The sequence below is a fragment of the Burkholderia sp. WTPI3 genome (assembly GCF_021483755.1).
In the GTDB taxonomy this organism is placed as follows: domain Bacteria; phylum Pseudomonadota; class Gammaproteobacteria; order Burkholderiales; family Burkholderiaceae; genus Burkholderia.
Genome location: NZ_JAGIXF010000015.1, coordinates 51,644 through 75,820, shown reverse-complemented (window position 1 = coordinate 75,820; position 24,177 = coordinate 51,644). Strand labels below are relative to the sequence as shown.

Here is a 24,177-nt window from a genome sequence, read left to right as displayed (position 1 = left end):
CGCCGATGCGACGCGCGGCTTGCCGGTTTACGCGTCGTCCTGCGTTTCCTTCAGATGCTTCAGGTGCTTGTAGACGGTCGCGCGGCCCATCCCGAGCACGTTCGCGACATAGTTCGCGGCGCTCTTGCCGCGGAACGCGCCTTCCGCATGCAGCGCCTCGACGAGCTCGCGCCGGTGCTCGCGCGTGAGCCCGTTCAGGCCGACCTGACGCTCGCGCAGCCAGCCGTGCAGGAACGTGTTGATGCGCTCCTGCCAGTCGTCGCGGAACAGCTCGTCGGGCTGCGCGACGACGCCCGCGCCCTTGATGAACACGTCGAGCGTCGCGCGGACGTCGTCGAACACCGCGATGTTGAAGTTGATGCACATCATCCCGGCCGGGTGGCCTTCGTCGTCGAACAGCACGTTGCTGACACAGCGCATGCGCCGTCCGTCCCAGTTCAGCTTCTCGTATGGGCCGATCACGCGTTCGCGTGCCGAATGATCGATTTCCTCGAGCGCCGAGTCGTCGCCGACCTCGCGTTTGGACAGGTTGTTCGCGAGATACAGCACGGTCTGGTCGTGCAGGTCGTGGATCACGACTTCCGCGTACGGGAAGAACAGCGCCGCGATGCCGTCGGCGATCGGTGCGTAGCGGGTGAGCAGCAGGTCTTTGACGGGGGATTGCTTCTTGCGCATCGGAATCGCCATCTCGGGTGAGCGGGGGCCGGGCGGTGCGTCGGCGGTTGCGCCATTGTATCGGCCCCGCGTGCGCGTGACGCTCATGCGCGCGTCAGCTGCGTGTACAGCGCGTGTGCGATCGCGATGTCCTCGAGTCCGAGGCCGATCGAGCGGAAGAACGCGTGACGCGTGCGCGACGGCGCCCCGCAACTGCCGGCGACGAGCGCGGGCAGGTCGCCGACGATCCGCTCGGGCGACCAGCCGTGTTCGGCCGCCGCGATCTGCATCTCGCCCGCGCTCGCGGGCGTGGTGTGCCGGTAGTCGCAGTACACGTCCATGTCGGGCAGCCATGCGGGCGGGATTTCGTGTGCGCGCGCGACGTTCGTGCTGATCGACGTGACGAGCGCCGGGCGCGTGAGCATGCCGTCGGCGAGCACCGGCGTGCCCGACGACGTGCAGAGCATGACGACATCCGCGTCGCGCACGCACGCTTCGACGCTCGCGGCCGGTCGCGAGCGCGGATCGATCTGCGCGAGCGTCGCCTGCAGCGCGGCGTCGTCGGCGAGCGCCGGAGAATGGACGCTGATCGAAGTCCAGTCGCGCAATCCCGCGGTGTGGCGCAGATGTGCGAGGCCGACCGCGCCCGTGCCGATCACGGCGAGCCGGCGCGCATCGCGCGGCGCGAGGCAGTCGACCGCGAGCGCGGTCGTGCCGGCCGTGCGCTCGACCGTCAGCAGCCCGGCGTCGCACCACATCAGCGGCTGGCCGGTGCGCATCGACATCAGCGCGGTCCACGCGGTGACGATCGGTCTTCCGGCGGGCTTGCCGCCGGTCACGATGTAGGGCGACAGCTTCGCGCCGAACACCTGTTCGTCGGCGAGCGCGCCGAGGTACGTGATGAAGTCGCCGGCCTGTTCCGGGAACAGCGCGAGGGTTTGCGGCGGCTGCACCGCGCGGGCCGACGCGAGCGACGCGAACATGCGGCGCAGCGTGCCGAGCACGTCGAGCGACGGCAGCGCTGCGCGCACCGCGGCTTCGTCGACGGTCAGCGGCAGGGTCGGGGCGGGTTGCGTCATGGGACTTCTCCGGTCGGGAGCTGGACGACACAGTCTCGAAAGACGGCGTCCGGCGGTGTTCGTAATGGACTAAAATTCTAATATAGACAAAAGAAGTCTGGTGAAATTTTCTTTTCGGGACGGGATGGTGCCCGTGGATATTGGAAAAACCCCGATAAATCAACGTCATTCTGCGCAATCCGCGGAATTTATGCAGGCGGCATCCTGACCGGGATTATCGTATCCCCTATAGTCTATAGTAGACTAAGAGTCTATATTTCGCGTGCAGACCGGCGTGCCGCCGCACGGCGTCATGCGACCGGTCTTCACCGCCTCAATCCAGAACCGAAGGACCTCCGCCATGAACTGGAAGCTTTCCCTTTGCGCCGTCGCGGCGCTTGCGTGCGCGGCCGTCACGGCCCACGCGGAACAGACCACGCTGCGCTTCGGGATCGAAGCCGCCTACCCGCCGTTCGAGAGCAAGACGCCGGCCGGCCAGTTGCAGGGTTTCGACGTCGACATCGGCAACGCGGTGTGCGCGAAGCTGAACATGAAGTGCGTATGGGTCGAGAACGCGTTCGACGGGCTGATCCCGGCGTTGCAGGCGCGCAAGTTCGACGCGATCAATTCGGCGATGAACATCACCGCGAAGCGCAAGCAGAGCATCGACTTCACGCCGGCGATCTACGTGGTGCCGATCGTGATGGTCGCGCGCCGCGGCTCGCCGCTGCGCCCGGATGCGGCGAGCCTGCGCGGCAAGCACGTCGGCGTGCTGCAGGGGTCGTCGCAGGAGGATTTCCTGAAGGCGCACTGGGCCAACGCGGGCGTCGCCGTCGTGTCGTACCAGGATCAGGACCAGATCTACGCGGATCTCGTCGCCGGCCGTCTCGACGCGGCCGTGCAGGAAGCGCAGACCGCGCAGGACGGTTTCCTCGACAAGCCGGCGGGGCGCGATTACCAGATCGTCGGCGATCCGCTGAAGGATCCCGCGACGCTCGGCGAAGGCACCGGCTTCGGGATGCGCAAGGGCGACAAGGCGCTGCAGGCGAGGATCGTCGGCGCGCTCGATGCGCTGAAGAAGGACGGCACGCTCGGCGCGCTGTCGCAGAAGTACTTCAAGCGCGACATCATCGCGAAGTAAGTCTCCCCGCGCGCTGGCCGCGGGGCCGGTGCGCGTCGTACCGAATCTCGACGCAGTACGGAAAAAGCATGGATTTCGACGTCATCGTTCTGGGGGCCGGCATCGTCGGCGTGTCGTCGGCGCTGCATCTGCAGGATCGCGGGCTGCGTGTCGCGCTCGTCGACCGGCGCGCGCCCGGCGAGGAAACGAGCCACGGCAATGCCGGGCTGATCGAGCGCTCGTCGGTCGTGCCGTACGCGTTCCCGCGCCGGCTCGGCACGCTGCTGCGCTACGCGCGCAACCGCTCGGTCGATCTCTATTGGGACTACAAAGCATTGCCCGCCTATGCGGGCTGGCTCGCGCGCTTCTGGCGCGAATCGTCGCCGCAACGGCTCGCGGCCGCCGCGCGCGACATGCTGCCGCTGGTGGCGGCGAGCGTCGTCGAGCACGACGCGTTGCTCGCGCGCACCGACGCGCAGCCGCTCGTGCACGACGGCGGGTGGATCGAGGCATTCCGCTCGCCCGCGCTGTTCGACGCGGAAACGCGCGCGCAGCAGCGCGTGGCCGACGCGCACGGATTGCGCATGCGCGTGCTCGACGCGCGTGCGCTGCGCGATCGCGAACCCGGCATCGGCGATGCCTTCTGCGGTGCCTTCCACTGGCAGGATCCGAAGACCGTGTCGAGCCCGGGCGGGTTGACGAAGGCCTACGCGCGGCTGTTCGAGCGCGACGGCGGCACGTTCGTGTCCGGCGACGCGACGACGCTTGCGCAAGTGCGCGACGGCTGGCAGGTCGATACCGGGCACGGTCCGGTTTCGGCGAAGTCGGTCGTGGTGGCGCTCGGGCCGTGGTCCGATCACGTGTTCGCGCCGCTCGGCTACCGGATTCCGCTGCGCGCGAAGCGCGGCTATCACATGCACTACCGGCCGACCCGCACGCCGCTGAACGTGCCGGTGTGCGACACCGAGGAGGGCTTCGTCGTCGCGCCGATGGAAGGCGGCCGCCTGCGGCTCACGACCGGCGTCGAGATCGCGCTGCGCGGCGCGCCGCCGACCGGCGTGCAGCTTGCGCGCGCGGAGCCGCTCGCGCGCAACGCGTTCGGCATCGGCGAGCGTCTCGACCCGGCGCCGTGGCTCGGGATGCGGCCGTGCACGCCCGACATGCGGCCGGTTATCGGGCCTGCGCCGCGCCATCGTCATCTGTGGTTCGCATTCGGCCATTGTCATCACGGGCTCACGCTCGGCCCCGCAACCGGACGGTTGCTCGCGGAAATGATGACGGGCGCGCCGACCTACATCGATCCGCATCCGTATCGCCCCGCGCGCTTCGGCTGAGCGTGCCGGACCGTGGCGGCCGCGCGTGCGGCTGCCGCGGCTGTTCGTTGAGCCGGCCGGAGCGATCGGCGACTGGATTGACGCGCGAGCGCAAGCAATTTGCGTAATCGGGCGGAAAGAAATCGCGAAATAGAAAAATTCGGAAATCGCGATTCATCAATGCAGTTTCATTGCGATGAAAAGCGGAACGGCAAGTCCGTCCGGGCAGGCCGGCATGTACCGGAACACGTTACCGCAGCCTCGCCAACGTTACGTTACATCGGCGTTCCGCACGCCTTTTTCGTCGGACGATTAAGGCGATTCGGCGCGCCTTTTACCCGGAAATTCCTGAAAAAAACGTGATTGGCTTGCAATGAGCCAACGAACGAATCCGCTTCGTCGCGGTGGCATGCTTCGTGCAATCGGTCCCCATGCTTGATCAACGTAGTGTCAACCGAGACGGGGTAACGATGCGGCAAAAACTCAAATTGACGGGGATGGCGTTGTCGGTCGCGACGGCGTTCGGGGGACTCGCTTCGGGGGCTGCCATGGCCGAGTCGCTCGGTGCGCTGCCGATCCCGCAAGCGATCGTCAATCCGCCGGCGAGCAACGTATCCGTCGGGCTGGTCGCGACGGCCACGTCGCCGCTCGGTTCGGTTGCGGTGGTGACGGGCGCATCGGGCTCGGCCCCGACGTCGCTCGACAATCCCGGTCACGCGCTGTCGGGTGCGGCGGGTGCGCTGACGGGCGCGCTCGGCGGAGGCAATCCGGCTGGCGCACTGAGCGGCGCGCTGAATACGGGGGCGGGCGCGTTGAGCAACGCACTCGGCGCGGCAACGGGCGCACTGGGTAACGCCGGCGGCGGTGAAATCCCCGCTGGCGCCGCTTCAAGGTGTGGTGAATCAGGTAACCGGCCCGCTCGGCGGCGGCAACCCGGCAAGCGGGGTGACCGGTGCCTTGGGCAACCTCGTCGGCAGCAGTCCGGCAAATGCGCTGACCGGCGTCCTGGGCACCGTCACCGGCGCGTTGGGCGCTGCCGGCAGCGCGACCCCGATTGCGCCGCTCCAGAGCGTCGTCGACCAGGTGACGGGCACGCTGGGCAGCGGCAACCCGGCCGGTACGCTGGGCAACGCGGTCAATACGATCGCAGGGACGCTCGGCAACGCCGGCGGCGCATCGAACCCGCTCGCGCCGGTGCAGGGCGCCGTCACGCAACTCGCCGGAACGCTGGGCAGCGACAACCCGGCAGGCGCGATAACGGGCGCGGTGAACTCGCTGACCGGCACGCTCGGCAACCTCGGCGGATCGGACCCGCTCGCGCCGGTACAGGGTGTCGTGAATCAGGTCGTCGGCACGCTGTCCGGTGCAGGCGCCGGCAGCGGCAGCCCGATCACGCCGATCACGAACCTCGTCAGCGGCCTGCAGAACGCGCTGCCGACGAGCGGCAACGCGGCGGGCGTGCTCACCGGTGCGCTCGGCTCGGTGCGGGGCGCGCTCGGCAGCCTCGGCGGCTCGAACCCGCTCGCGCCGGTGCAGGGCGTCGTGACTCAGGTCGTCGGCACGCTCGGCGGCGGCAATCCTGCCGGCGCGCTGAGCAACGCGGTCAGCTCGGTGACGGGCACGCTCGGCAATTTTGGCAATCTCGGCGGCTCGAACGCGCTCGCGCCGGTGCAAGGCGTCGTGAGCCAGGTCGTCGGTACGTCGGGTGCCGGCGGCGGCAACCCGGCCGGCGCGCTGACCGGTGCGCTCGGCTCGGTGATCAGGGCGCTCGCGAACGGCCCGGCGGCGCTCGGGCAGGCGGCCGGCACGTCGTCGGGCACCGCCGGCTCGCTGCTGTCGACGGGCACCAATGCGACGACTGCGGTCGTCAATGCGGTCGGCACGACGCTGGGCACGGCGCTCGGCTCCGTGCCGGGCCTGTCGGGCGCGTCGCACTCGGGCGGCGGCTCGGCGAACAACCTGCTCGCACCGGTGTCGACGCTGCTTCAGTCGGTGACGGGCGCACTGCCGAAGTAACCTGCGCGAACGCGGGGCGGCGACGCATCGTCCGCCGAGCGAACCAGGGCGCGCAACGCGGCATGACAGCAATGTCATGCCGCGTTTTCTTTGGATCCCCGATTGCTTGTGCCGGATCACCGGCCGGTGCGCGGTCGCCGCCGGCCATCGTGCGATGTCGTGGAATGTCCGGTCTCGCACATCCCGTTCGCAGCGGGATAATGGACGCGACGAAGTCGAGCGTTCGATCCGGCGGTGCGGTGGTGTCAGGCCACGCCCAGGAGAGCGGGAATGAAGACGATGCAGCGCGTGGTCGCGCGGCGGGTGACGGAAGCGCTGCGCAGCGTCGAAGGGAACCCGGCCGACGAGGATTGCGTGGCGTGCGGCGTGCTGCGGGGCCGCGCAGCGGGCATCCGGATTGCGCACGGGAACTGTGCTGCACTCGCGCCGGTACCGGTCGGATGCAAACCGGCCTTCGCGCCGCCCGGTGTCGACATCGACGCGCGGCAGGCCGGCATCGCGCCGCACGCGGGAGCGGATGCGGCACCGCGTACCTTCCGCTTCATCGCGGCGGAGCGCGGCGGCTTCGCCTGCCATTTCACGCATCGGCTGCCGTTCTTCGGCGGCCGTCGCGAGCGCGGCATCGAACGCGCGTTCGACGTCGAGGCGGCGCCATGATCGCCGCATTGCTGGCCGCGAGCCTGATAGGAGCGAGCATGACAGCCGATCCCGTGACCGTCGCGCAGGCGCATTTCGACCACGTCCAGTCGTACCGCGCGACGATTCGCGCGTCGGGGAGAAGCGGCGAGCGCACCGAGATTCACTACGCGTACCTGAAACCCGGCTTCGTCCGGATGGATTTCGTGTCGCCCCACCATGGCGCGGTGCTCGCCTACGATCCCGGCGAAGGCAAGGTCCGGCTGCGTCCGTTCGGCGAACATGCACCGCCCGCGCTGACGCTGTCGCCGTCCAATCCGCTCGTGCGCGATCGCAGCGGCCACCGTGTCGACCACTCGGACGTCGGCGCGCTGCTGCGCAACGTCCATGCGCTGCAGCAGGGCGGTGCGACGGTGACCGGGGGCGAGGAAACCGTCAGCGGCCGCACCGCGCTGCGCGTATCGGTGACGGGCGCGCCCGCGCATGCGATCCACGGCGTGCATCGCTACGAGCTGTGGCTCGACACCGAGGACGGCTTCCCGTTGAAGGTCGTCAGTTTCGCGGATGGCGACGGCGAGCCGCTCGAAACCGTGACGCTCGACGACGTCGAGATCGACGTCGCGTTTCCCGCACGCTTTTTCGCGCCCTGATCGCGCGTCATGCGCGCACGACACGACACGCCGGAGGCTGCATGGCGGAATACCGGTTTTCGACGACGTGGCGCGTGGATGCGCCGCTCGCGGTCGTCTGGGAGGCGATTTACCAGGTCGACCGCTGGCCGGACTGGTGGAAGAGCGCCGTGCGGACCGTCGAGATCGAGCGCGGCGACACACGAGGCGTCGGCTCGCTGCAGCGGTACACCTGGAAGGGGGCGTTGCCGTACCGGCTGACCTTCGACATGCGCGTGCTGCGCATCGAGCCGCCGCACGTGCTCGAAGGCCGCGCGAGCGGCGCGATCGAAGGCGACGGGTGCTGGTCGTTCGGCGCCGATGGCACGCGCACCGTCGTGCGCTACGACTGGCACATCCGCACCCGCGAGCGCTGGATGAACTGGCTGGAGCCGGTTGCGCGCCCGCTGTTCAGATGGAATCACGACGTCGTGATGCGCGAAGGCGCGAAAGGCCTGGCGCGCCGGCTCGGTGCCGAAGTCGAAACGGACGGCCGCACCTTCCGGCCGGCCGCGGGCGCGGACTGCGCCGACGTGTGAGCCCGGCGCGCCGGTCAGCGCGCGTACGCCATCACCGCACCGTCGACGACGAGTGCGACGCGCTCGCCGACGGCCGGACACCGATGCCCCGGCACGCGCGCGCGCACGAGGGTGTCGGCAGCGGCGTCGAGCCGCACGAGCACGTCGGCGTCCTGCCCGGCGAACTGCGTGGCTTCCACCCGCGCGGCGTGACTGCTCGCGGTGCCGGCAGGCGGCGGGCGCGATGCCGATCTGTTCCGGACGCAGCATCGCGTCTGCCGGCCCGTCCGGCAGCGGTGCGACGAGCGGCAACTTCCGCCGAGCACGCACACGATGCGCCTGTCGCGCACGCGGCCCGCGAGCAGCACGGCCTGCCCGACGAACGACGCGACGTCGCGCGTGACGGGTTGCCGGTACAGCGTCTGCGGCGCGGCGGTCTGCACGAGCCGGCCCTGCCACATCACCGCGACTTCATCGCCGAGCGTCATGGCTTCGGGCTGATCGTGCGTGACGAGCACCGACGTCGCGCCTGCGGCGGCGAGGGCATCGGCGACCGCGGTGCGTGTCTCGTGCCGCAGCGACGTATCGAGTGCGGAGAACGGCTCGTCGAGGATCACGAGCGACGGTTCGGGCGCAAGTGCGCGCGCCAGCGCGACGCGCTGTTGCTGTCCGCCGGACAGCTGTTGCGGCACGCGGCTCGCATACGATGCGGGCAGCCCGACCATCTCGAGCAGCTCGTCGACGCGATGATGACGTCGACGTGCCGCGCGCGGCAGCCCGAATGCAATGTTGTCGGCCACCGACAGATGTGGAAACAGCGCGCCTTCCTGCGGCACGTAGCCGATCCGGCGCTGCTCGGGCGGCAGATGCAGGCCGGGTGCGGCCACGCGTCGGCCGTCGATCTCGACGGTGCCGCGCTCCGCGTGCTCGAAGCCGCACAGCACGCGCAGCAGCGTCGTCTTGCCGCTGCCGGACGGGCCGAGCAGCGCGAGCCGTGAGCCGCGTCGTACCGTGAGGTCGATGTCGTGCAGGACGGTATGCGATCCGAACGATTTGGACAGGCCGTGGATGCGTAATTCGCTCATGAGCGGTTCCGGGGGAAAGAGGGCGGCGCGCTCAGTGGCGCACGGACGCGCGGCCGAGCAGCAGGAACAACAGGCCCGACGCGCCCAGCGACAGTGCGACCAGAAGCGCCGCATACGGCGCCGCGGCCGCGAACGCGAGCGTCGCGGTATCGCTCCACACCTGCGTCGCGAGCGTGCGCGTGCCGATCGGCGACAGCAGCAGCGTCGCGTTCAGCTCCGTCACGACCGAGATGAATACCATCGTCGCGGCGGCGCCGAGGCCTGGCGCCGCGAGCGGCAACACCACGCGCGTGAGTGTCGCGCGCCAGCCGAGACCGAGCGAGCGCGCGGTTTCCTCGAGCCGCACCTGTACGTGCGACAGCGCCGCGCGCACGCTCACGATCGCGAGCGGCAGGAACAGGATCGCGTAGGCGGCGACGAGCGCCGGCGCGCTCTGGTACAGCGGTTGCAGCAGCCGCACGGTGATCGACACGATCGCGAGTGCGACGACGATGCCCGGCACGCCCTGCACGGTCATCGCCGTGCGTTCGAGCAGCGTCGCGACGCTGCTCGGGTGGCGCACCAGCAGGAACGCGAGCGGCAGCGCGAGCAGCGTCGTCACGGCAGCGGCCGTCAGACCGTAGCCGGCGGATGCAAGCGTGGTCTGCAACAGCAGTTCGGGCGACACGTCGGCCGGCGTGACGGCCGCGGCCCCCTGTTGCGTGAGCCAGTAGCCGATCATCGCGAGCGGCACGCCGAGCGTGGCGATCGCAACGGCGGCGAACACCGCGACGGCGGGGCCGCGCAGCCAGCCGAGCGGGTAGCGCATCGCGACGCGGCGTGCGGCGCGATGCGTATGGCCGTAGCGTGCATGGCCGCGCGCACGCGCCTCGACGGCAAGGCACAGCAGGCACAGCGCGATCAGCACGCAGCCGAGCAGCGATGCGCCGCCACCGTCGAACGCGGTGCGGTATTCCGCGTAGATCTCGGTCGTGAAGGTCCGAAAGCGCAGCAACTGGAACGCGCCGAACTCGGACAGCACGCCGAGCGCGACGAGCAGCATGCCGCCGCACAGCGCGGGGCGCAGTTGCGGCAGCACGACGCGAAAGAAGGTATGCCATGGCGAGCAGCCGAGCGTGCGCGCGCTTTCCTCGAGCGCGGGATCGAGCTCGCGCAACGCCGCCGCTACCGGCAGGTAGACGAGCGGAAAGTACGCGGACGTCAGCACGAGCAGCGCGCCGGCGAAGTCCTGCAGGTCGAGGCTCAGCGACACCCACGCGTAGCTGGTGATGAACGGCGGCACCGCGAGCGGCGCGGCGGCGAGCGCGGTCCACAGCGGCCGCGCGGGCAGGTCGGTGCGCTCGATGAACCACGCGAGCGCCGTGCCGAGCAGCGCGCACGCGAGCGTCGCGGCCAGCGTGATCGACAGCGTGTTGACGAGCAGTTCGCCGACGAGCGGCCGCCACAGCAGCTCGATCGCATCGTCGAAGCCGAAGGTCGCCGCGCGGTACAGCGTGAAGCCGAGCGGCAGCAGGATTGCGAGCGGCCCGCACGCGGCGGCCGCGACGAGCGCACGCGACGGGCGCCGCCGCGTCGCGGTGCGCTCGCCGTCGGGCGTCGCGCGGGCCGTGCTGGACACGGCGTCGCTCATGGTCAGAGGAGACCCGCCTGGCGCAGCAGCTTGCCGGCCTGGCTGTCGTCGCCGAGCTGATCGAACGTCAGCGCCGGCGGGTGCAGTTCATTGAACGGCTTCAGGATCGGATCGGGCGCGACGCCGGGCCGCAGCGGGTACTCGAAGCTGATATGACCGTCGGCCATCAGTTTCTGCGCGCGCGCGCTCACCAGATACGCGACGAACTTCTGCGCGTCCGCCTGGTGCTTGGATGCCTTCAGCACCGCGGCGCCCGACACGTTGACGGCCGCCCCGACGTCGCCGTTGGCGAAGTGATGGATCGCGCTCTTCGTCGACTTGTCGCCGAGCTCGGCGTGCAGACGTGCCCAGTAGTAGTTGTTGATCACGCCGGTCAGGACGCCGCCGCGATTGACGGCCGCCGTCACGCCTTCGTCGTCGTCGAAGATCTGCGCGTTGGTCTTCAGGCCCTTCAGCCATTGCAGCGTCGCGGCCTCGCCGTGCAGCGCGAGCACGGCGCTCACGACCGGCAGGAAGTCGGCGTCGCTCGGCGCGATGCCGACCTTGCCCTTCCATTCGGGTTTCGCGAGGTCGAGCAGCGATGCGGGCAGTTGCTGCGGCTGGATCTTCGCGGTGTTGTAGACGAGCACGTTCTCGCGCGCGAGCACGCCGACCCAGTTGCCGTCGGCCGGATTGAAGCGCGCGGGCACCGCTTGCAGCGCGGCGCCGTCGGTCTTCGCGAGCAGGCCCTTGTGATCGAGCAGCACGAGTTCCGGCGAGTTCTCGGTGAAGTACACGTCGGCCGGCGTGCGGTCGCCTTCCGCGACGAGTTGCGCGGCGAGCGCCGGGCCTTCGCCCGAGCGCACCTTCACGGCGATGCCGCTCTCTGCTTCGAAGTCCTTGACGAGCTGGTTGACGACCTGCTCGTGCTGCGCGTTGTACAGCGTGAGCGTGGCCGAGTGCGCGGGCATGGCATGCAGCGCGCCGGTCAGCATGAGCGCGGCGGCGGCCGCGGAGATCAGGTGCCGCAGCGGGCGGCTAACGGGTGAAGTATTCATGTCGTGGTCGTAGGTTGCATCCGGACGGGCCGGCAGGAAATGCGTCGTACGTCGTCGCGCCGTCAGGCTTCGAAAAGAGCGGCGCCGATGTATGAACCCGGTTGCGCGCCCGGCGGGCACGCGAAGATCGCGCTGCCGACGTGCGTCGTGAACTGGTTCATGATGTCCATCTTCGCGAGCTTCTCGTTGATCGGAATGAAGCCCTTGCGCGGGTCGCGCTGGTGCGCGACGAACATCAGCCCCGCGTCGTACTCGGTCTGCTGACGCCACGGCGGCCAGCGCTCGATGTAGAAGTTCGTGCTGTCGTTGTACGAATACGCGCGGCGCAGGATCTGCGCGCCGTTGTTCAGCTGGGGCGATGCGAGACGCGCGTGCGCGTTGTCCGGGATGACCGGGTTGCCGTCCTTGTCGACCGCGTCGAGATCGAGCGCGTCGAACTCGTGCTGGCCGCCGAGCGGCGCGCCGCTGTACTTCTTGCGGCCGAACACCTGCTCCTGGAAGCCGAGCTCGGTGTTGTCCCAGTGCTCGAGCGTGATGCGGATGCGGCGCACGACCGTGTAGGTGCCGCCGTTCATCCATGCCGGGCCTTCGGCGCCGGCCCACACGAATTCGTCCATCGAGCCCGGATCCTTGCTCGACGGATTCATCGTGCCGTCCTTGAAGCCCATCAGGTTGCGTGGCGTCTCGCCCGGCTTGCCGGACGTGAAGCCGGCCTGCCCCCAGCGCATCTGCACGGTCTTGCCGCCGAGCCGCACGAGCTGGCGCACCGCGTGGAACGCGACCTGCGCATCGTTCGCGCACGCCTGGATGAACAGGTCGCCGCCGGTCTTCTCCGGGATCAGCTGGTCGCCGTTGAAGCGAGGCAGATCGACCAGCGCGGCGGGGCGCTGCTTCTCGAGTCCGTAGCGGTCCTTGCCCGCGAGCGTGAACATGCCCGGCCCGAAGCCGAACGTGATGGTCAGCCGCGACGGTCCGATGCCGAGCGCGTCGCCCGAATCGGCCGGCGCCACCTCGTCCGCACCGTTCGCCGGCAGCGGCTGCGCGGTTTCGCCACGCGCGAGGCGCGCGGCCGCGTCGGTCCACGTCTTCAGCAGTGCGATCACGTCTTCGCGCCGGGTCGTCGCGAGGTCGAGCGCCGCGAAATACGCATTGCGCTGCTGCGGCGTCGCGATGCCGCTCTGGTGTTTGCCGTAGAACGGCTCGATGTCGTCGTCGTGCGCGTGCGGGGACGGCGCGCCCGGGTCGGCTGCATCGGCCGCGCGCGCGGCCGGCATCGCGCCGGCGGCGAGGCCCGCGGCCACCGCCGCGCCGCCGGCCTTCAGGAAGCCGCGGCGCGCGGGGCGCGACGGCGGGTTCAGATCGTCTGCCATGATTCGTTCCGTTACTTCGCAAGCATCAGCGTGTTGACGTCGTCCTGCACGTAGTAGAAGCCGTCGCCTTCGGGCGTCATCGCGATCCCGAACAGGTCGCCGTTGCCCGGCGGCGATTGCGCCTTGTCGGTGTCGATCCAGCGCGCATACAGCTGCTTGCCGGCGACCGGGTCGATCTCGACGACCTGGCCGTTCAGCGCGTTGGTCGCGAGCAGGTGGCCGTTCGGCGCGGTCGCGAGCGCGAGCGGGCGGCGCAGGAAGCCGTCGGCCGTGATCTGGCGGCCGACGCCTGCGCTGGTGTCGCGCGTGAGCGGATCGTCGATCTCGACGATCCGGTTGCCGATCGCGTCCGACACGTACAGCTTCTTCTGGTCGCCCGACAGCGCGAGACCGGTCGGGCCGACCAGGAACACGCCCTTGTCGGCCTGCGCGCCGAGGCCGCTTGCGATCACCGTTTCCTGCTTGATCGCGGGCGGCTTGCCGGCCGGCACGTCGACCTCCAGGCGCAGTACGGTCGCCTGCTTGTAGACGGGCGGGTTGCCGTCCGCGCCGCCGACGCCGAAGCCGGCCATGCTGACGAACAGCGTCGCGCTGTCGCCGCGGTCGACCACGGCCATGTTGCCCCACGGGTCGTTGATGTTCGGGCTCGACCACGTCGATGCGACCTTGCCTTGCGGGTCGAGCACGATCAGGCAGCCGGCGCCCTTGGTGTTGGTCGTGCCGTCGTTGCTCGGCGTGCTGCCGACGATCACCCAGCCGGACTTCAGCATCGTCATCGCGGTCGACAGGCCGACGCCGCCGGGGCATGCCTTCAGGTCGCGGGGGATCGTCGCGAACACGCTCATCTGCTTCGTCGACGGGCGGTAGTCGACGATTGTGCTGCCGGTGCCCTGCAGGTTCGCCGAGTTGTTGAAGTTGTCGACGAGCACGTCGCCCGCCTGGACCGTGCCGGCCGATACCGGCGCGACCGCGATCGCATACGGGTTCTGGTCGCCGTTCTCGGGCACCGTGTTCACGAGCAGCGTGTGGCGATGCAGCGTTTCGAGGAAGCCTTGCGGCTCGGCGAGCGCGCCGGCGGCGGCCGTCAGCGCGGCAGCGGCCAGTGCGCCCGTCGCGAAGCGGCGAAGCAGGGCGGATTGATTCATCTGGGTTTCTCCTGGGAGCGCGCCGCCCGGGCGGCGCGCGAAAAACGGGTGACGTGGGCGGCGTTCAGAACGTGATGGTCGTACGCGCGCCGAGCACGAACGTGTTGCGCAGCGGCTGGGTCGCATCGCTCGGGTTCTGGCCGGCGCCGGCATTGAACGTGTACTGCGCATCGGCCTGGATCACCCACCACGGGTTCACCTGGTACTGGTAGGTCGCCTCGACGGTCGTTTCGCGGGTGCGCACGCCGTACGGGCCGGCCGCGGCCATCTGCGCGGTCTGGTCGAGATCGGTCACGTGGCTGCCGACCTGGATGTACGTGACGCCGAGGCCGACGCTGTCGTTGTCGCGGCCGTCGAACGGCCCTTTCAGCACGATGCCCGCGTTGGCCGAGAAGCTCACGAGGTTGCGGTCGCCCGGCGCGCCCATCACGCGTGCGAACACCCCGAGGCTTTTCGCGCCGGTCGGGTCCGGGCGCCAGATCATCTGGTCGGCCACCGCGTAGAAGCTGTAGTCGCCGTGATGCTGCTGCGCGATACCGTTCGATCCGGTGCTCGCGAGCGACAGCCCGTCGGTGCCGACGTTCTGATCGGCGAAGCGGCCGTTGTGATACCAGACGCCGATCTTGTAGGTGCCCGGCAGCCCGTTCGACTGGCCGGTGTCCATCTCGCCGTCGGCCGGCTGGTTCAGCGCGTACTGCAGCTCGCCGATGTAGAGCGTGCCGTTGTGCAGGTTGAAGTTCGTGCCGCTCAGGTTGCTCGGGTTGTTGCCGAGCGGATCGCCGTCGAACACGCCTGCGAGCGCGGTGAGCTTCGGCGTGATCTGGCCGCGCACGCGCACGCCCAGGCCCGCGAGCGGATACGCGGGGCCGCCGTTCGGCAGGTCGTACGACGGCAGCGCGGGCCAGCCGAACATCGTGTTGACGAACGTGTTCGCGTAGGTGCTGACCATGAATTCCTGGTCGAGGCTCTGCTGACCGATCTTCACGTCGACGCGCTTGTCGAGGAACGACTGCTGGTACCACAGTTCCCAGAGGCGCGTCGTGTCCTGCGCCTCGATGCCGCTCGCGGTATTGAGCGTGCCGAGGTTGCGCGCACTGAGGTTGGTGCCGTGGATCTGCAGCGCGCTGACGTTGAAGGTGCCGCCGGGCAGGCCGATCGCCTTCTGCGTGTCGACCGTCAGCGTGGCCGTCGTGAGCCCGTCGTACGTGCCGCCGCGGTTCAGGCCGCCGCGCAGGTTCGCGAGGTATTCGCTGGTTTCGGTGATCTGCAGCGTCGCGCCGTATTTGCCGAGCCACGGGCGGATGCCGCCCATGTCGCCGAGCAGGTTCTGCCGGGTCCAGATGCCGGTCCACATGTTGGTCGGCTGCGCCTGGATCGAGAGGTCGGCTTCGGGCGCTTCGGGCTGCGCATCGACCGGCGTGTCGGCATAGGCGCCGGCGCAGGCGAACGTTGCCCCGGCGACGAGAACCGCGCAGGCGGCCGGGCGCATCCGGGAGCGGAGGCGGTCTCCATGGAGCGACGCAAAGGTCATATCAAATCCCTGGTTCTAATTAGTTTGTAGTCCTGCTGGTCGGTCGCTGTCCCGACGCTCGGCACCTGTCGATCGTGGCACGAAAACGAACGCAACGTGGCGGATCGTAGGAGTGTCAAATGGGAAAGTCAATGTAAACGAGAATGATTCGCATCCAGATTACTGAATGTAATGGGGGGCCTTACGGATGGGACTCCGCACGTGTTTAGTAGTGAGATAAACCGTAAATATCGGCGTAATGAAATTGAATGGTTCGATGCGGGCCGATGTAACGGCGAGGAGGGGGTGCGGCGTGCGCGAGCGGGATGCCGCGGTGGACGGAATCGACGTCGGTGCGGGCTTTTCGATGCGATGTCGCCGGGTGCAGGAACTCCGTGCTTACCCGGTGTCCAACCAGGGCTGAACGATTTTCGGGGTGAGCCGCACACGTCGATCATGCCGGTCATGGCTCGCCATGTTTTTGTTTTAAAAAGGTTTTTCGTTGTATTCGTGTGCTTTCCTGCCTGCTTTGCCGCTCCGAAAATTCATCCGGCATCCCTTCTTGAATTTGTCAAAACCCGTCCATATAATTAGCACTCGCTGCACGAGAGTGCTAACAATTCTCTGCCGGGCGATCCGCCGGGCAGATTCCCTAAGCGTTCTTCAATCTCAGTCAAGAGAGGAGTGAATATGAACCTTCGTCCTTTGCACGATCGCGTGATCGTCAAGCGCCTGGATCAGGAAACCAAGACCGCCTCGGGCATCGTGATCCCCGAAGCTGCTGCTGAAAAGCCGGATCAAGGCGAGATCCTCGCGGTCGGCCCGGGCAAGCGCGACGACAAGGGCGCGCCGATCGCGCTCGACGTGAAGGTCGGCGATCGCGTCCTGTTCGGCAAGTACGCTGGTCAGACCGTGAAGGTCGACGGCCAGGAACTGCTGGTCATGCGTGAAGAAGACATCATGGCCGTGGTCAACGCGAAGTAAGCGTCCACTGACGGTACATATTCCCAAGAATTCAAGGAGTTAGAAGATGGCAGCTAAAGACGTCGTATTCGGCGATTCCGCCCGTTCGAAGATGGTCGAAGGCGTGAACATTCTCGCCAACGCAGTCAAGGTCACGCTGGGTCCGAAGGGCCGCAACGTGGTGCTCGAGCGCAGCTTCGGCGGCCCGACGGTCACCAAGGACGGTGTGTCGGTCGCGAAGGAAATCGAGCTGAAGGACAAGCTCCAGAACATGGGCGCGCAAATGGTCAAGGAAGTGGCTTCCAAGACCAGCGACAACGCAGGCGACGGCACGACGACGGCAACCGTCCTCGCGCAATCGATCGTTCGCGAAGGCATGAAGTACGTCGCATCGGGCATGAACCCGATGGACCTGAAGCGCGGCATCGACAAGGCAGTCGCAGCGGCTGTCGAAGAGCTGAAGAAGATCAGCAAGCCGTGCACGACGAACAAGGAAATCGCACAGGTCGGCTCGATCTCGGCGAACAGCGACTCGTCGATCGGCGATCGCATCGCTGAAGCGATGGACAAGGTCGGCAAGGAAGGCGTGATCACCGTCGAAGACGGCAAGTCGCTCGCCGACGAACTCGACGTCGTCGAAGGCATGCAGTTCGACCGCGGCTACCTGTCGCCGTACTTCATCAACAACCCGGACAAGCAAGTCGCCGTCCTCGACAACCCGTTCGTGCTGCTGCACGACAAGAAGGTGTCGAACATCCGTGATCTGCTGCCGGTACTCGAGCAAGTCGCGAAGGCTGGCCGTCCGCTGCTGATCATCGCTGAAGACGTCGAAGGCGAAGCGCTCGCAACGCTGGTCGTCAACAACATCCGCGGCATCCTGAAGACCGTTGCGGTCAAGGCGCCGGGCTTCGGCGATCGTCGCAAGGCCATGCTGGAAGACATCGCGATCCTGACCGGCGGTCAAGTCATCGCGGAAGAAACCGGCCTGACGCTCGAGAAGGCAACGCTGGCAGAACTGGGCCAGGCGAAGCGCATCGAAGTGGGCAAGGAAAACACGACGATCATCGACGGCGCAGGCGAAGCAGCAAGCATCGAAGCGCGCGTGAAGCAGGTCCGTACGCAAATCGAAGAAGCGACGTCGGACTACGACCGTGAAAAGCTGCAAGAGCGCGTGGCCAAGCTGGCCGGCGGCGTGGCAGTGATCAAGGTCGGTGCTGCGACCGAAGTCGAAATGAAGGAAAAGAAGGCACGTGTCGAAGACGCACTGCACGCAACGCGCGCAGCTGTGGAAGAAGGCATCGTGGCAGGCGGCGGCGTTGCGCTGATCCGCGCTCGCACCGCGATCGCAGGCCTGACCGGCGCGAACGCTGACCAAAACGCCGGCATCAAGATCGTGCTGCGCGCAATGGAAGAGCCGCTGCGCCAGATCGTCACGAACGGTGGCGAAGAAGCCAGCGTCGTGGTGGCGGCAGTTGCTGCAGGCAAGGGCAACTACGGCTACAACGCAGCAACGGGCGAGTACGTCGACATGGTTGAAGCCGGCGTCGTCGACCCGACCAAGGTCACGCGCACCGCACTGCAGAACGCAGCTTCGGTTGCTGGCCTGCTGCTGACGACGGACGCAGCTGTCGCAGAACTGCCGAAGGAAGACGCACCGATGCCGGGCGGCATGCCGGGCGGCATGGGCGGCATGGGCATGGACATGTAATCGACTTCGGTCGATGGTGTCCGGAGCGCGCAGCGATGCGCGCGCCAGCCAAAAGAAAAGACCCGCAGCGATGCGGGTCTTTTTTTATTGGTCGCGCGCCATGCGCGGCGTGCGCGAAAGAAGAGGTGGACGCGCCGCCCCGACGCGATGGTGCGCTGCGCTCGACGGCGCGGCGGCATGTGGCCGCCGTGCGTGCGTCAGTGCCGGTGCGACGTCCTTGGTGCCGGATCGGCCTTCACGGCCGGCGGCGTATCCGCATCGTCGTTGCTGCGGGCCCAGAAGAACCGGTCGGGCAGGTACGCACCCATGCCGGGCCGGAACGCGTCGCGCACGGCCTGATACAGATACTCCTGCGCTTCGCGCACCGCTTCGGGCGGTTCCTGGCCATTCGCGAGCAGCGCGGCGATCGCCGCGCCCAGCGTGTCGGTGATGCCCATCAACCGGTGCGGCGAGCGATCCCACATGTCTTCGCGCAACTGGCCTTCCTCGCCGTACAGCGTGTTGACGAGCCGGTGCGAGCCCGTCTCCGACGACAGGATGTACTCGCAACCCTGCGCGAGCAGGTGCGATACGGCCGCGTCGAGATTCGGCGCTTCGGCATCGCCGTCCGGCTGAGCGAGTGCGATCAGCGTCGCGTAATCGGCAACGAGCAGCGTCGTCTGCGGGGCGAGCAGGTCGGCGATCGATTCGCGCAGGTCGTCGGCGGCGAGCACGTGCTCGTCGTCGAGCGTGAAGTCCGGCGCGAGCACGAGCGGCACGCCGTCGTAGTCGGCGACCACTTCCGCGATCGCGCTCACGACTTCCGCACGCGTCGCCGCGCCGATCTTGAACGCGGCGACCGGCATGTCCTCGAGCAGCATGCGTGCCTGGGCGGCGACGACATCGGGATCGAGGCCGGTCACTTCGTCGCAGGCAGCCGAGTCGCGCACGGTATAGCCCGTCAGGACGGACACGCCGTGGCAGCCCATGCTCGCCAGGGTCATCAGATCGGCTTGGAGGCCGGAGCCGCCGGTGGGATCGGACAGGCCGAAGGTGAGGACGATCGGAGGGGCGTTGCTGGACATGGAAAAATGGGGCAAGAAAAAAACGGGGAAGCGACGGAGGTGCGGACGGCGAGGCGAAATGGGCCATTTCGGGCCCTGTGTTGCCCGGCAGGCCGCACTTTGCAGCCATTATGCGGCGGAATCCGGCCCGCACGACGGATTTTTTAGCGCAGCGCAACGTAGTTGCCGTACTCCAGTGCGATTGCTAGGCAGTCCGGCCCCGACACGGTACCATCATGGCTCCCGAATTTACCGACTTTCCCGACGCGGCTTAAGATGGAATACAAGAGCTGGATGTGCCTGATTTGTGGCTGGATTTATGACGAAGAAGCGGGGCTGCCCGAAGAGGGCATCGCCCCGGGCACGCGCTGGGAAGACGTCCCGATCAACTGGACGTGTCCCGAGTGCGGCGCTCGCAAGGAAGACTTCGAGATGGTCCAGATCTGACCGGATCCCGGCCCACGGATACACCGCTCCGGCCTCGCGGTTGCCCGGCGCTCGCGCGCCGCGGCCGGCGCGAGCGACTTGACGATGACAGGCGCGCGTGTCCATGACGGCCGACCCGGCGAACGTTCCCTATCCTGATGCACTGCCCAACCCACGCGGCGGGGCGGTGCGCGCGGCCGACGCGTCACTCGCGGCGGCCGCCGACGCATTTGCGCGTCGCGACGACGCGGTAGCGCCGCTTGCGGCCGCCGCGGCGGTGCTCGCGGAGGCTGGCTGGCTGCCGGCCGCCCGTTTCGCGGGTCAGTTGTCGGCCGCCGCGCCGCTGGTCGCCACCGAGTCGACGGCTGCCGCCTGGCGCGTCGCGCTCGACGATTTCCGCGCGGCCGTCGCGCGTCACAATCTGCGCGAGCTGGCCTGCTCGCCGGTTCTCTTCGAACATTTCCGTGCATTGCGTGTGCAAAGCGCGGCGGATCTGCACGCGAGCGCGCCGCTCGATGCGCTCGCGCTCGTCGGGCGCGCGGTGCCGCAGGCGACGCTGCGCGCGTTGCCCGACACCTTCGCGAGTCGCGCCCGCGCCCGCTACGAACAGGCGCTGCTCGCCGTGCTGCGCACGCCGCAGGGCACGCCGGACGCGGCACTCGACGAACTCGATGCGACCCTGGCCGCACTGGCCGACGGCGTGCCGTACGACTTCTGGCGGCTGGCCGCCGCGTGCCTGCGCGCGCTGCGCGCCAGCGGCGCCCCCGAACTGAGACGTTTTCTCGCGCGGACCAACCTGCTGCTCGGCGAGCACGCGCGGGGCCGGCGCCGTGCGCCGCCCGCGCTCGTGCGCGAGACGCTCGCGCTGCTGTGGCGCGATTTCGCGTTGTTCGGCGCGGCCGCCGAGGATGTCGCGCTCGTCGATGTGCTGCACGACTACGGGCTGACGGTGGACTGGCACGTCGCCGGCACGCCGGCATCCGAGGCGCTGTGGGAAGCCGGTGCCGCCCGCGCCGAGCATGACGCGATCGCGGCGGCGCCGACCCGCACGCTCGGTGTCGTGACCGTGAACGCACATGCCTATGAGGATTTCCTGCAGACGGCCGACGCGTCGATGGCCGATCTCACCGCCGCTCCGGCCGGGGCCGACGCGGGCGCCGCATGGCGCGCATCGGCCGCCGCCTATCGGGTCGGGACGGCCGCGTGCGCGCTCGGGCTCGGCCACGCGGCGTTGCTGGCCGATACGCTCGGGCTCGCGTGGCGCCGCGCTGCGCACGGCGCGCCGCTCGCCGACGGCGGGCTCGACCGCACGCCCGCGCGTTCGACATGCTGCGCGCCGCGCTGCTGAAGATCGCGGCGGGCGGCGCCGCCGGACCTGACCGCGGCGTCCGGCGCGCTCGGCGCGGCGCTCGACCGGGCCTGACCCGCAACGGGGCGCATACATGGCGGCGGCCCTTGTCGCGCGGGCCGGCAACACGCTGCCGACAGCGCCCGCGCGCGTGTTAGAGTGCCGTGTGATCCGCGCGCGTCGTTGCCAGCGTCGCGCGGCGTTGCTTGTTGATCGCGGCCCGGTCAGGTCGCGGCGTCTTTGCTAAAATTCAAACCATGTCAAAGCCTTCCGATCGCATCAATCTCACCAACCAGTTCCTGATCGCCATGCCGAACATGGCGGATCCGACGTTTTCGGGAACGGTGGTCTATCTTTGCGATCACAGCGAGCGCGGTGCGCTCGGCCTCGTCATCAATCGCCCCACCGACATCGATCTCGAATCGCTGTTCAACCGTATCGACCTGAAGCTCGACATCGAGCCGCTGCTGCATATTCCCGTGTACTTCGGCGGCCCGGTCCAGACCGAGCGCGGCTTCGTGCTGCACGAGCCGGTCGAGGGCGCGAACTACAACTCGTCGATGTCGGTCGAGGGCGGGCTCGAGATGACGACGTCGAAGGACGTGCTCGAGGCGGTCGCGACGGGCACCGGCCCGAAACGTTTCCTGCTGACGCTCGGCCATGCGGGCTGGGGGGCAGGGCAACTCGAGGAAGAGATTTCCCGCAACGGCTGGCTGACCGTGGCCGCCGATCCCCGCATCGTGTTCGACACGCCGGCCGAGGAGCGCTTCGAAGCCGCGCTCGGCCTGCTCGGCGTCAGCTCGTCGATGCTGTCCGGCGAAGCAGGGCACGCATGAGTGGCGCGAGCGCGCGCGATGCGACGCTCATGGCGTTCGACTACGGCGAGAAACGGATCGGCGTCGCGATCGGCAATGCGCTGACGCGCTCGGCCCGGGCGCTCGTCGTGATTCCCAACCTGAATCGTGAGCACCGCTTCAACGCGGTCGGCGAACTGCTGGCCGAATGGCGGCCGGACGCGCTCGTCGTCGGGCTGCCGATGCATCCGGACGGCACGCCGCACGAGATGACGCAGCAGGCCAGGCGCTTCGGCAACCAGCTGAACGGCCGCTTCGGGCTGCCCGTCACGTGGGTCGACGAGCGCTATTCGTCGGTCGAGGCCGAGGCCGGGCTGCGCGAGCGCAACGTGCGCGGCCGCGCGCGGGCCGAGATCCTCGATGCGGAAGCCGCGCGCGTCATCCTTCAACAGTATCTCGACCAATTGTCCGACCATGAGCACCATTGATGCCGACGCGCTCTATCGCGTCCTGCTCGACCAGATCCGCGGCGCATACGGCACGGCCTTCGCCGAACCGGGCGGCCCGCGCCTCGCCGGCATTCACAGCGGCGGCGCATGGCTCGCCGAGCGCCTCGCGCGCGATCTCGGCGCGCCGGCGTTCGGCGTCGTGAACGTCGCGCTGCATCGCGACGACTACGCGAAAAAGGGGCTGCACAGCCAGGCGAGTCCGACGGCGCTGCCGTTCGAGGTCGATGGTGCGCGCATCGTGCTGGTCGACGACGTGCTGTACACCGGCCGCACCGTGCGCGCCGCGCTCAACGAACTCTTCGACTACGGCCGTCCGGCCGCGGTCGAGCTCGCGGTGCTCGCCGATCGCGGCGGCCGCGAGCTGCCGGTCGCCGCGCGCTTTGCGGGCGGCACGCTCGACGTGCCGGCCGATGCGACGCTCGTGCTCGCGCGCGACGAAGCCGCGCAGCTCACGCTGCGCATCGAGGCGCACGGCGCCTGAACGAACCGCGAAACCGTATCCCGGGCCGCCGGCTCATGCCGCGGCCCGTTTGCATAGTTGGAATCACGCACACCATGACCACCGACACCACTGGCCGCACCGGCAATCCCGCGACGGCCGCGAGCCCCGAGCGGTTCCGCTACGGTTTCCTGAAGGGCAACCCGCAGCTCACGAAAAACGGCGAGCTGAAACACCTGCTGTCGATCGAGGGGCTGCCGCGCTCGATCGTCAACCATATTCTCGATACGGCCGAGCAGTTCGTCAGCGTGACGGACCGCGAGGTGAAGAAGGTGCCGCTGTTGCGCGGCAAGTCGGTGTTCAACCTGTTCTTCGAGAACTCGACGCGTACGCGCACGACCTTCGAGATCGCCGCGACGCGCCTGTCGGCCGACGTGCTGAACCTGAACATCAATGCGTCGTCGACGAGCAAGGGCGAGTCGCTGCTCGACACGATCAACAACCTGTCGGCGATGCATGCCGACCTGTTCGTCGTGCGTCACGCGTCGAGCGGCGCACCATACCTGATCGCCGAGCACTGCGCGCCGCACGTGCACGTGATCAACGCCGGCGACGGCCGTCATGCGCACCCGACCCAGGGCCTGCTCGACATGTACACGATCCGTCACTACAAGCGCGACTTCACGAAGCTGCGCGTGGCGATCGTCGGCGACATCCTGCATTCGCGCGTCGCGCGCTCGGACATCCATGCGCTTACCACGCTCGGCGTGCCGGAAGTGCGCGCGATCGGCCCGCGCACGCTGCTGCCGGGCGGTCTCGAGCAGATGGGCGTGAAGGTGTTCCACAACCTCGACGAAGGGCTGAAGGGCGTCGACGTGATCATCATGCTGCGCCTGCAGAACGAGCGGATGAGCGGCGCGCTGCTGCCGTCCGCACAGGAGTATTTCAAGACCTGGGGCCTGACGCCCGAGCGTCTCGCGCTCGCCGCGCCCGACGCGATCGTGATGCATCCCGGCCCGATGAACCGCGGCGTCGAGATCGACTCGCAGGTCGCCGACGGCCCGCAATCGGTGATCCTCAACCAGGTCACGTTCGGCATCGCCGTGCGGATGGCGGTGATGGGCATCGTCGCCGGCAACAGCGACTGAGCCCGCTTTCGCGCATCCTTGTTCAGGCATTCAACGCAA

At 68.4% G+C, this 24,177-nt stretch carries 20 protein-coding genes and 3 pseudogenes; 14 read left to right on the top strand and 9 right to left on the bottom strand.

Annotated features, from left to right (window positions below; translation table 11 throughout):
• Window positions 1–27: 27 nt before the first annotated feature.
• Both J7024_RS10790 and J7024_RS10785 read right to left on the bottom strand, forming a co-directional pair.
• Window positions 28–762: a helix-turn-helix transcriptional regulator gene (locus tag J7024_RS10790; protein WP_124830225.1), complete on the bottom strand. Its 735-nt coding sequence runs from the start codon at window positions 760–762 to the stop codon at window positions 28–30.
• Complete coding sequence (locus tag J7024_RS10785) at window positions 759–1,733, bottom strand: ornithine cyclodeaminase family protein (protein WP_124830224.1); 975 nt, start codon at window positions 1,731–1,733, stop codon at window positions 759–761. Before J7024_RS10785 ends, J7024_RS10790 begins: the two co-directional genes overlap by 4 nt.
• A gap of 340 nt (window positions 1,734–2,073) precedes the next feature.
• Here J7024_RS10785 and J7024_RS10780 point away from each other — a divergent pair, with 340 nt between their 5' ends.
• The 6 genes and pseudogenes from J7024_RS10780 to J7024_RS10755 all read left to right on the top strand — a co-directional run bounded on the left by J7024_RS10780 (window position 2,074) and on the right by J7024_RS10755 (window position 8,004).
• Window positions 2,074–2,853 carry an ABC transporter substrate-binding protein gene (locus J7024_RS10780; protein ID WP_124830223.1) on the top strand — a complete coding sequence of 260 codons (780 nt, stop codon included), beginning with the start codon at window positions 2,074–2,076 and terminating at the stop codon, window positions 2,851–2,853.
• Window positions 2,854–2,921: 68 nt separating this feature from the next.
• The gene (locus J7024_RS10775) at window positions 2,922–4,166 is read left to right on the top strand and encodes an NAD(P)/FAD-dependent oxidoreductase (RefSeq protein ID WP_124830222.1); all 1,245 of its coding nucleotides are present in this window, start codon (window positions 2,922–2,924) and stop codon (window positions 4,164–4,166) included.
• Window positions 4,167–4,615: 449 nt separating this feature from the next.
• Window positions 4,616–6,161, top strand: a pseudogene (locus J7024_RS10770) (beta strand repeat-containing protein).
• 270 nt (window positions 6,162–6,431) lie between these two features.
• Entirely contained in the window at window positions 6,432–6,818 is a 387-nt protein-coding gene (locus tag J7024_RS10765) for a quinol oxidase (protein ID WP_124830221.1), read from the top strand.
• Window positions 6,815–7,447, top strand: a complete 633-nt coding sequence (locus tag J7024_RS10760) for a LolA family protein (RefSeq protein ID WP_124830220.1) — start codon at window positions 6,815–6,817, stop codon at window positions 7,445–7,447. The genes J7024_RS10765 and J7024_RS10760 overlap by 4 nt, the downstream gene beginning before the upstream one ends.
• Before the next feature lie 41 nt (window positions 7,448–7,488).
• Window positions 7,489–8,004 carry an SRPBCC family protein gene (locus J7024_RS10755; protein WP_124830219.1) on the top strand — a complete coding sequence of 172 codons (516 nt, stop codon included), beginning with the start codon at window positions 7,489–7,491 and terminating at the stop codon, window positions 8,002–8,004.
• A gap of 14 nt (window positions 8,005–8,018) precedes the next feature.
• Here J7024_RS10755 and J7024_RS10750 read toward each other — a convergent pair.
• From J7024_RS10750 to J7024_RS10725, 6 genes and pseudogenes are all read right to left on the bottom strand, one after another.
• A pseudogene (locus tag J7024_RS10750) lies at window positions 8,019–9,068 on the bottom strand (ABC transporter ATP-binding protein).
• Between the two features lie 31 nt (window positions 9,069–9,099).
• Window positions 9,100–10,698 (bottom strand): ABC transporter permease, encoded by a 1,599-nt coding sequence (locus tag J7024_RS10745; protein WP_124830217.1) that lies wholly within the window; start codon window positions 10,696–10,698, stop codon window positions 9,100–9,102.
• A gap of 2 nt (window positions 10,699–10,700) precedes the next feature.
• Entirely contained in the window at window positions 10,701–11,735 is a 1,035-nt protein-coding gene (locus J7024_RS10740) for an iron ABC transporter substrate-binding protein (protein WP_124830216.1), read from the bottom strand.
• A gap of 62 nt (window positions 11,736–11,797) precedes the next feature.
• A complete protein-coding gene (gene efeB, locus J7024_RS10735; protein WP_124830215.1) occupies window positions 11,798–13,105 on the bottom strand; it encodes an iron uptake transporter deferrochelatase/peroxidase subunit in 1,308 nt (435 codons plus the stop codon).
• An 11-nt stretch (window positions 13,106–13,116) separates the two neighbouring features.
• Window positions 13,117–14,250 carry a hypothetical protein gene (locus tag J7024_RS10730; RefSeq protein ID WP_124830214.1) on the bottom strand — a complete coding sequence of 378 codons (1,134 nt, stop codon included), beginning with the start codon at window positions 14,248–14,250 and terminating at the stop codon, window positions 13,117–13,119.
• Between the two features lie 64 nt (window positions 14,251–14,314).
• Window positions 14,315–15,781: a carbohydrate porin gene (locus J7024_RS10725; protein WP_124830213.1), complete on the bottom strand. Its 1,467-nt coding sequence runs from the start codon at window positions 15,779–15,781 to the stop codon at window positions 14,315–14,317.
• A gap of 669 nt (window positions 15,782–16,450) precedes the next feature.
• Here J7024_RS10725 and J7024_RS10720 point away from each other — a divergent pair.
• Window positions 16,451–16,744, top strand: coding sequence for a co-chaperone GroES (locus J7024_RS10720; RefSeq protein ID WP_011544732.1), 294 nt, complete (start codon window positions 16,451–16,453; stop codon window positions 16,742–16,744).
• Window positions 16,745–16,790: 46 nt separating this feature from the next.
• A complete protein-coding gene (gene groL / locus J7024_RS10715; RefSeq protein WP_011883504.1) occupies window positions 16,791–18,431 on the top strand; it encodes a chaperonin GroEL in 1,641 nt (546 codons plus the stop codon).
• Window positions 18,432–18,628: 197 nt separating this feature from the next.
• Here groL and J7024_RS10710 read toward each other — a convergent pair whose 3' ends face one another.
• Window positions 18,629–19,495 carry a hydroxymethylpyrimidine/phosphomethylpyrimidine kinase gene (locus J7024_RS10710; RefSeq protein ID WP_124830212.1) on the bottom strand — a complete coding sequence of 289 codons (867 nt, stop codon included), beginning with the start codon at window positions 19,493–19,495 and terminating at the stop codon, window positions 18,629–18,631.
• Between the two features lie 255 nt (window positions 19,496–19,750).
• On the opposite strand from J7024_RS10710, the gene J7024_RS10705 reads away from it, so the two are divergent.
• From J7024_RS10705 to J7024_RS10680, 6 genes and pseudogenes are all read left to right on the top strand, one after another.
• Window positions 19,751–19,921 (top strand): rubredoxin, encoded by a 171-nt coding sequence (locus J7024_RS10705; protein ID WP_004186709.1) that lies wholly within the window; start codon window positions 19,751–19,753, stop codon window positions 19,919–19,921.
• 103 nt (window positions 19,922–20,024) lie between these two features.
• Window positions 20,025–21,323, top strand: a pseudogene (locus tag J7024_RS10700) (hypothetical protein).
• Window positions 21,324–21,505: 182 nt separating this feature from the next.
• Window positions 21,506–22,084, top strand: a complete 579-nt coding sequence (locus tag J7024_RS10695; protein ID WP_006751106.1) for a YqgE/AlgH family protein — start codon at window positions 21,506–21,508, stop codon at window positions 22,082–22,084.
• Window positions 22,081–22,530, top strand: a complete 450-nt coding sequence (gene ruvX / locus J7024_RS10690) for a Holliday junction resolvase RuvX (protein WP_124830210.1) — start codon at window positions 22,081–22,083, stop codon at window positions 22,528–22,530. Before J7024_RS10695 ends, ruvX begins: the two co-directional genes overlap by 4 nt.
• Window positions 22,517–23,032 (top strand): bifunctional pyr operon transcriptional regulator/uracil phosphoribosyltransferase PyrR, encoded by a 516-nt coding sequence (pyrR, locus tag J7024_RS10685; RefSeq protein WP_124830209.1) that lies wholly within the window; start codon window positions 22,517–22,519, stop codon window positions 23,030–23,032. The genes ruvX and pyrR overlap by 14 nt, the downstream gene beginning before the upstream one ends.
• Before the next feature lie 74 nt (window positions 23,033–23,106).
• Window positions 23,107–24,138, top strand: a complete 1,032-nt coding sequence (locus J7024_RS10680) for an aspartate carbamoyltransferase catalytic subunit (RefSeq protein WP_096503383.1) — start codon at window positions 23,107–23,109, stop codon at window positions 24,136–24,138.
• Window positions 24,139–24,177 lie beyond the last annotated feature (39 nt).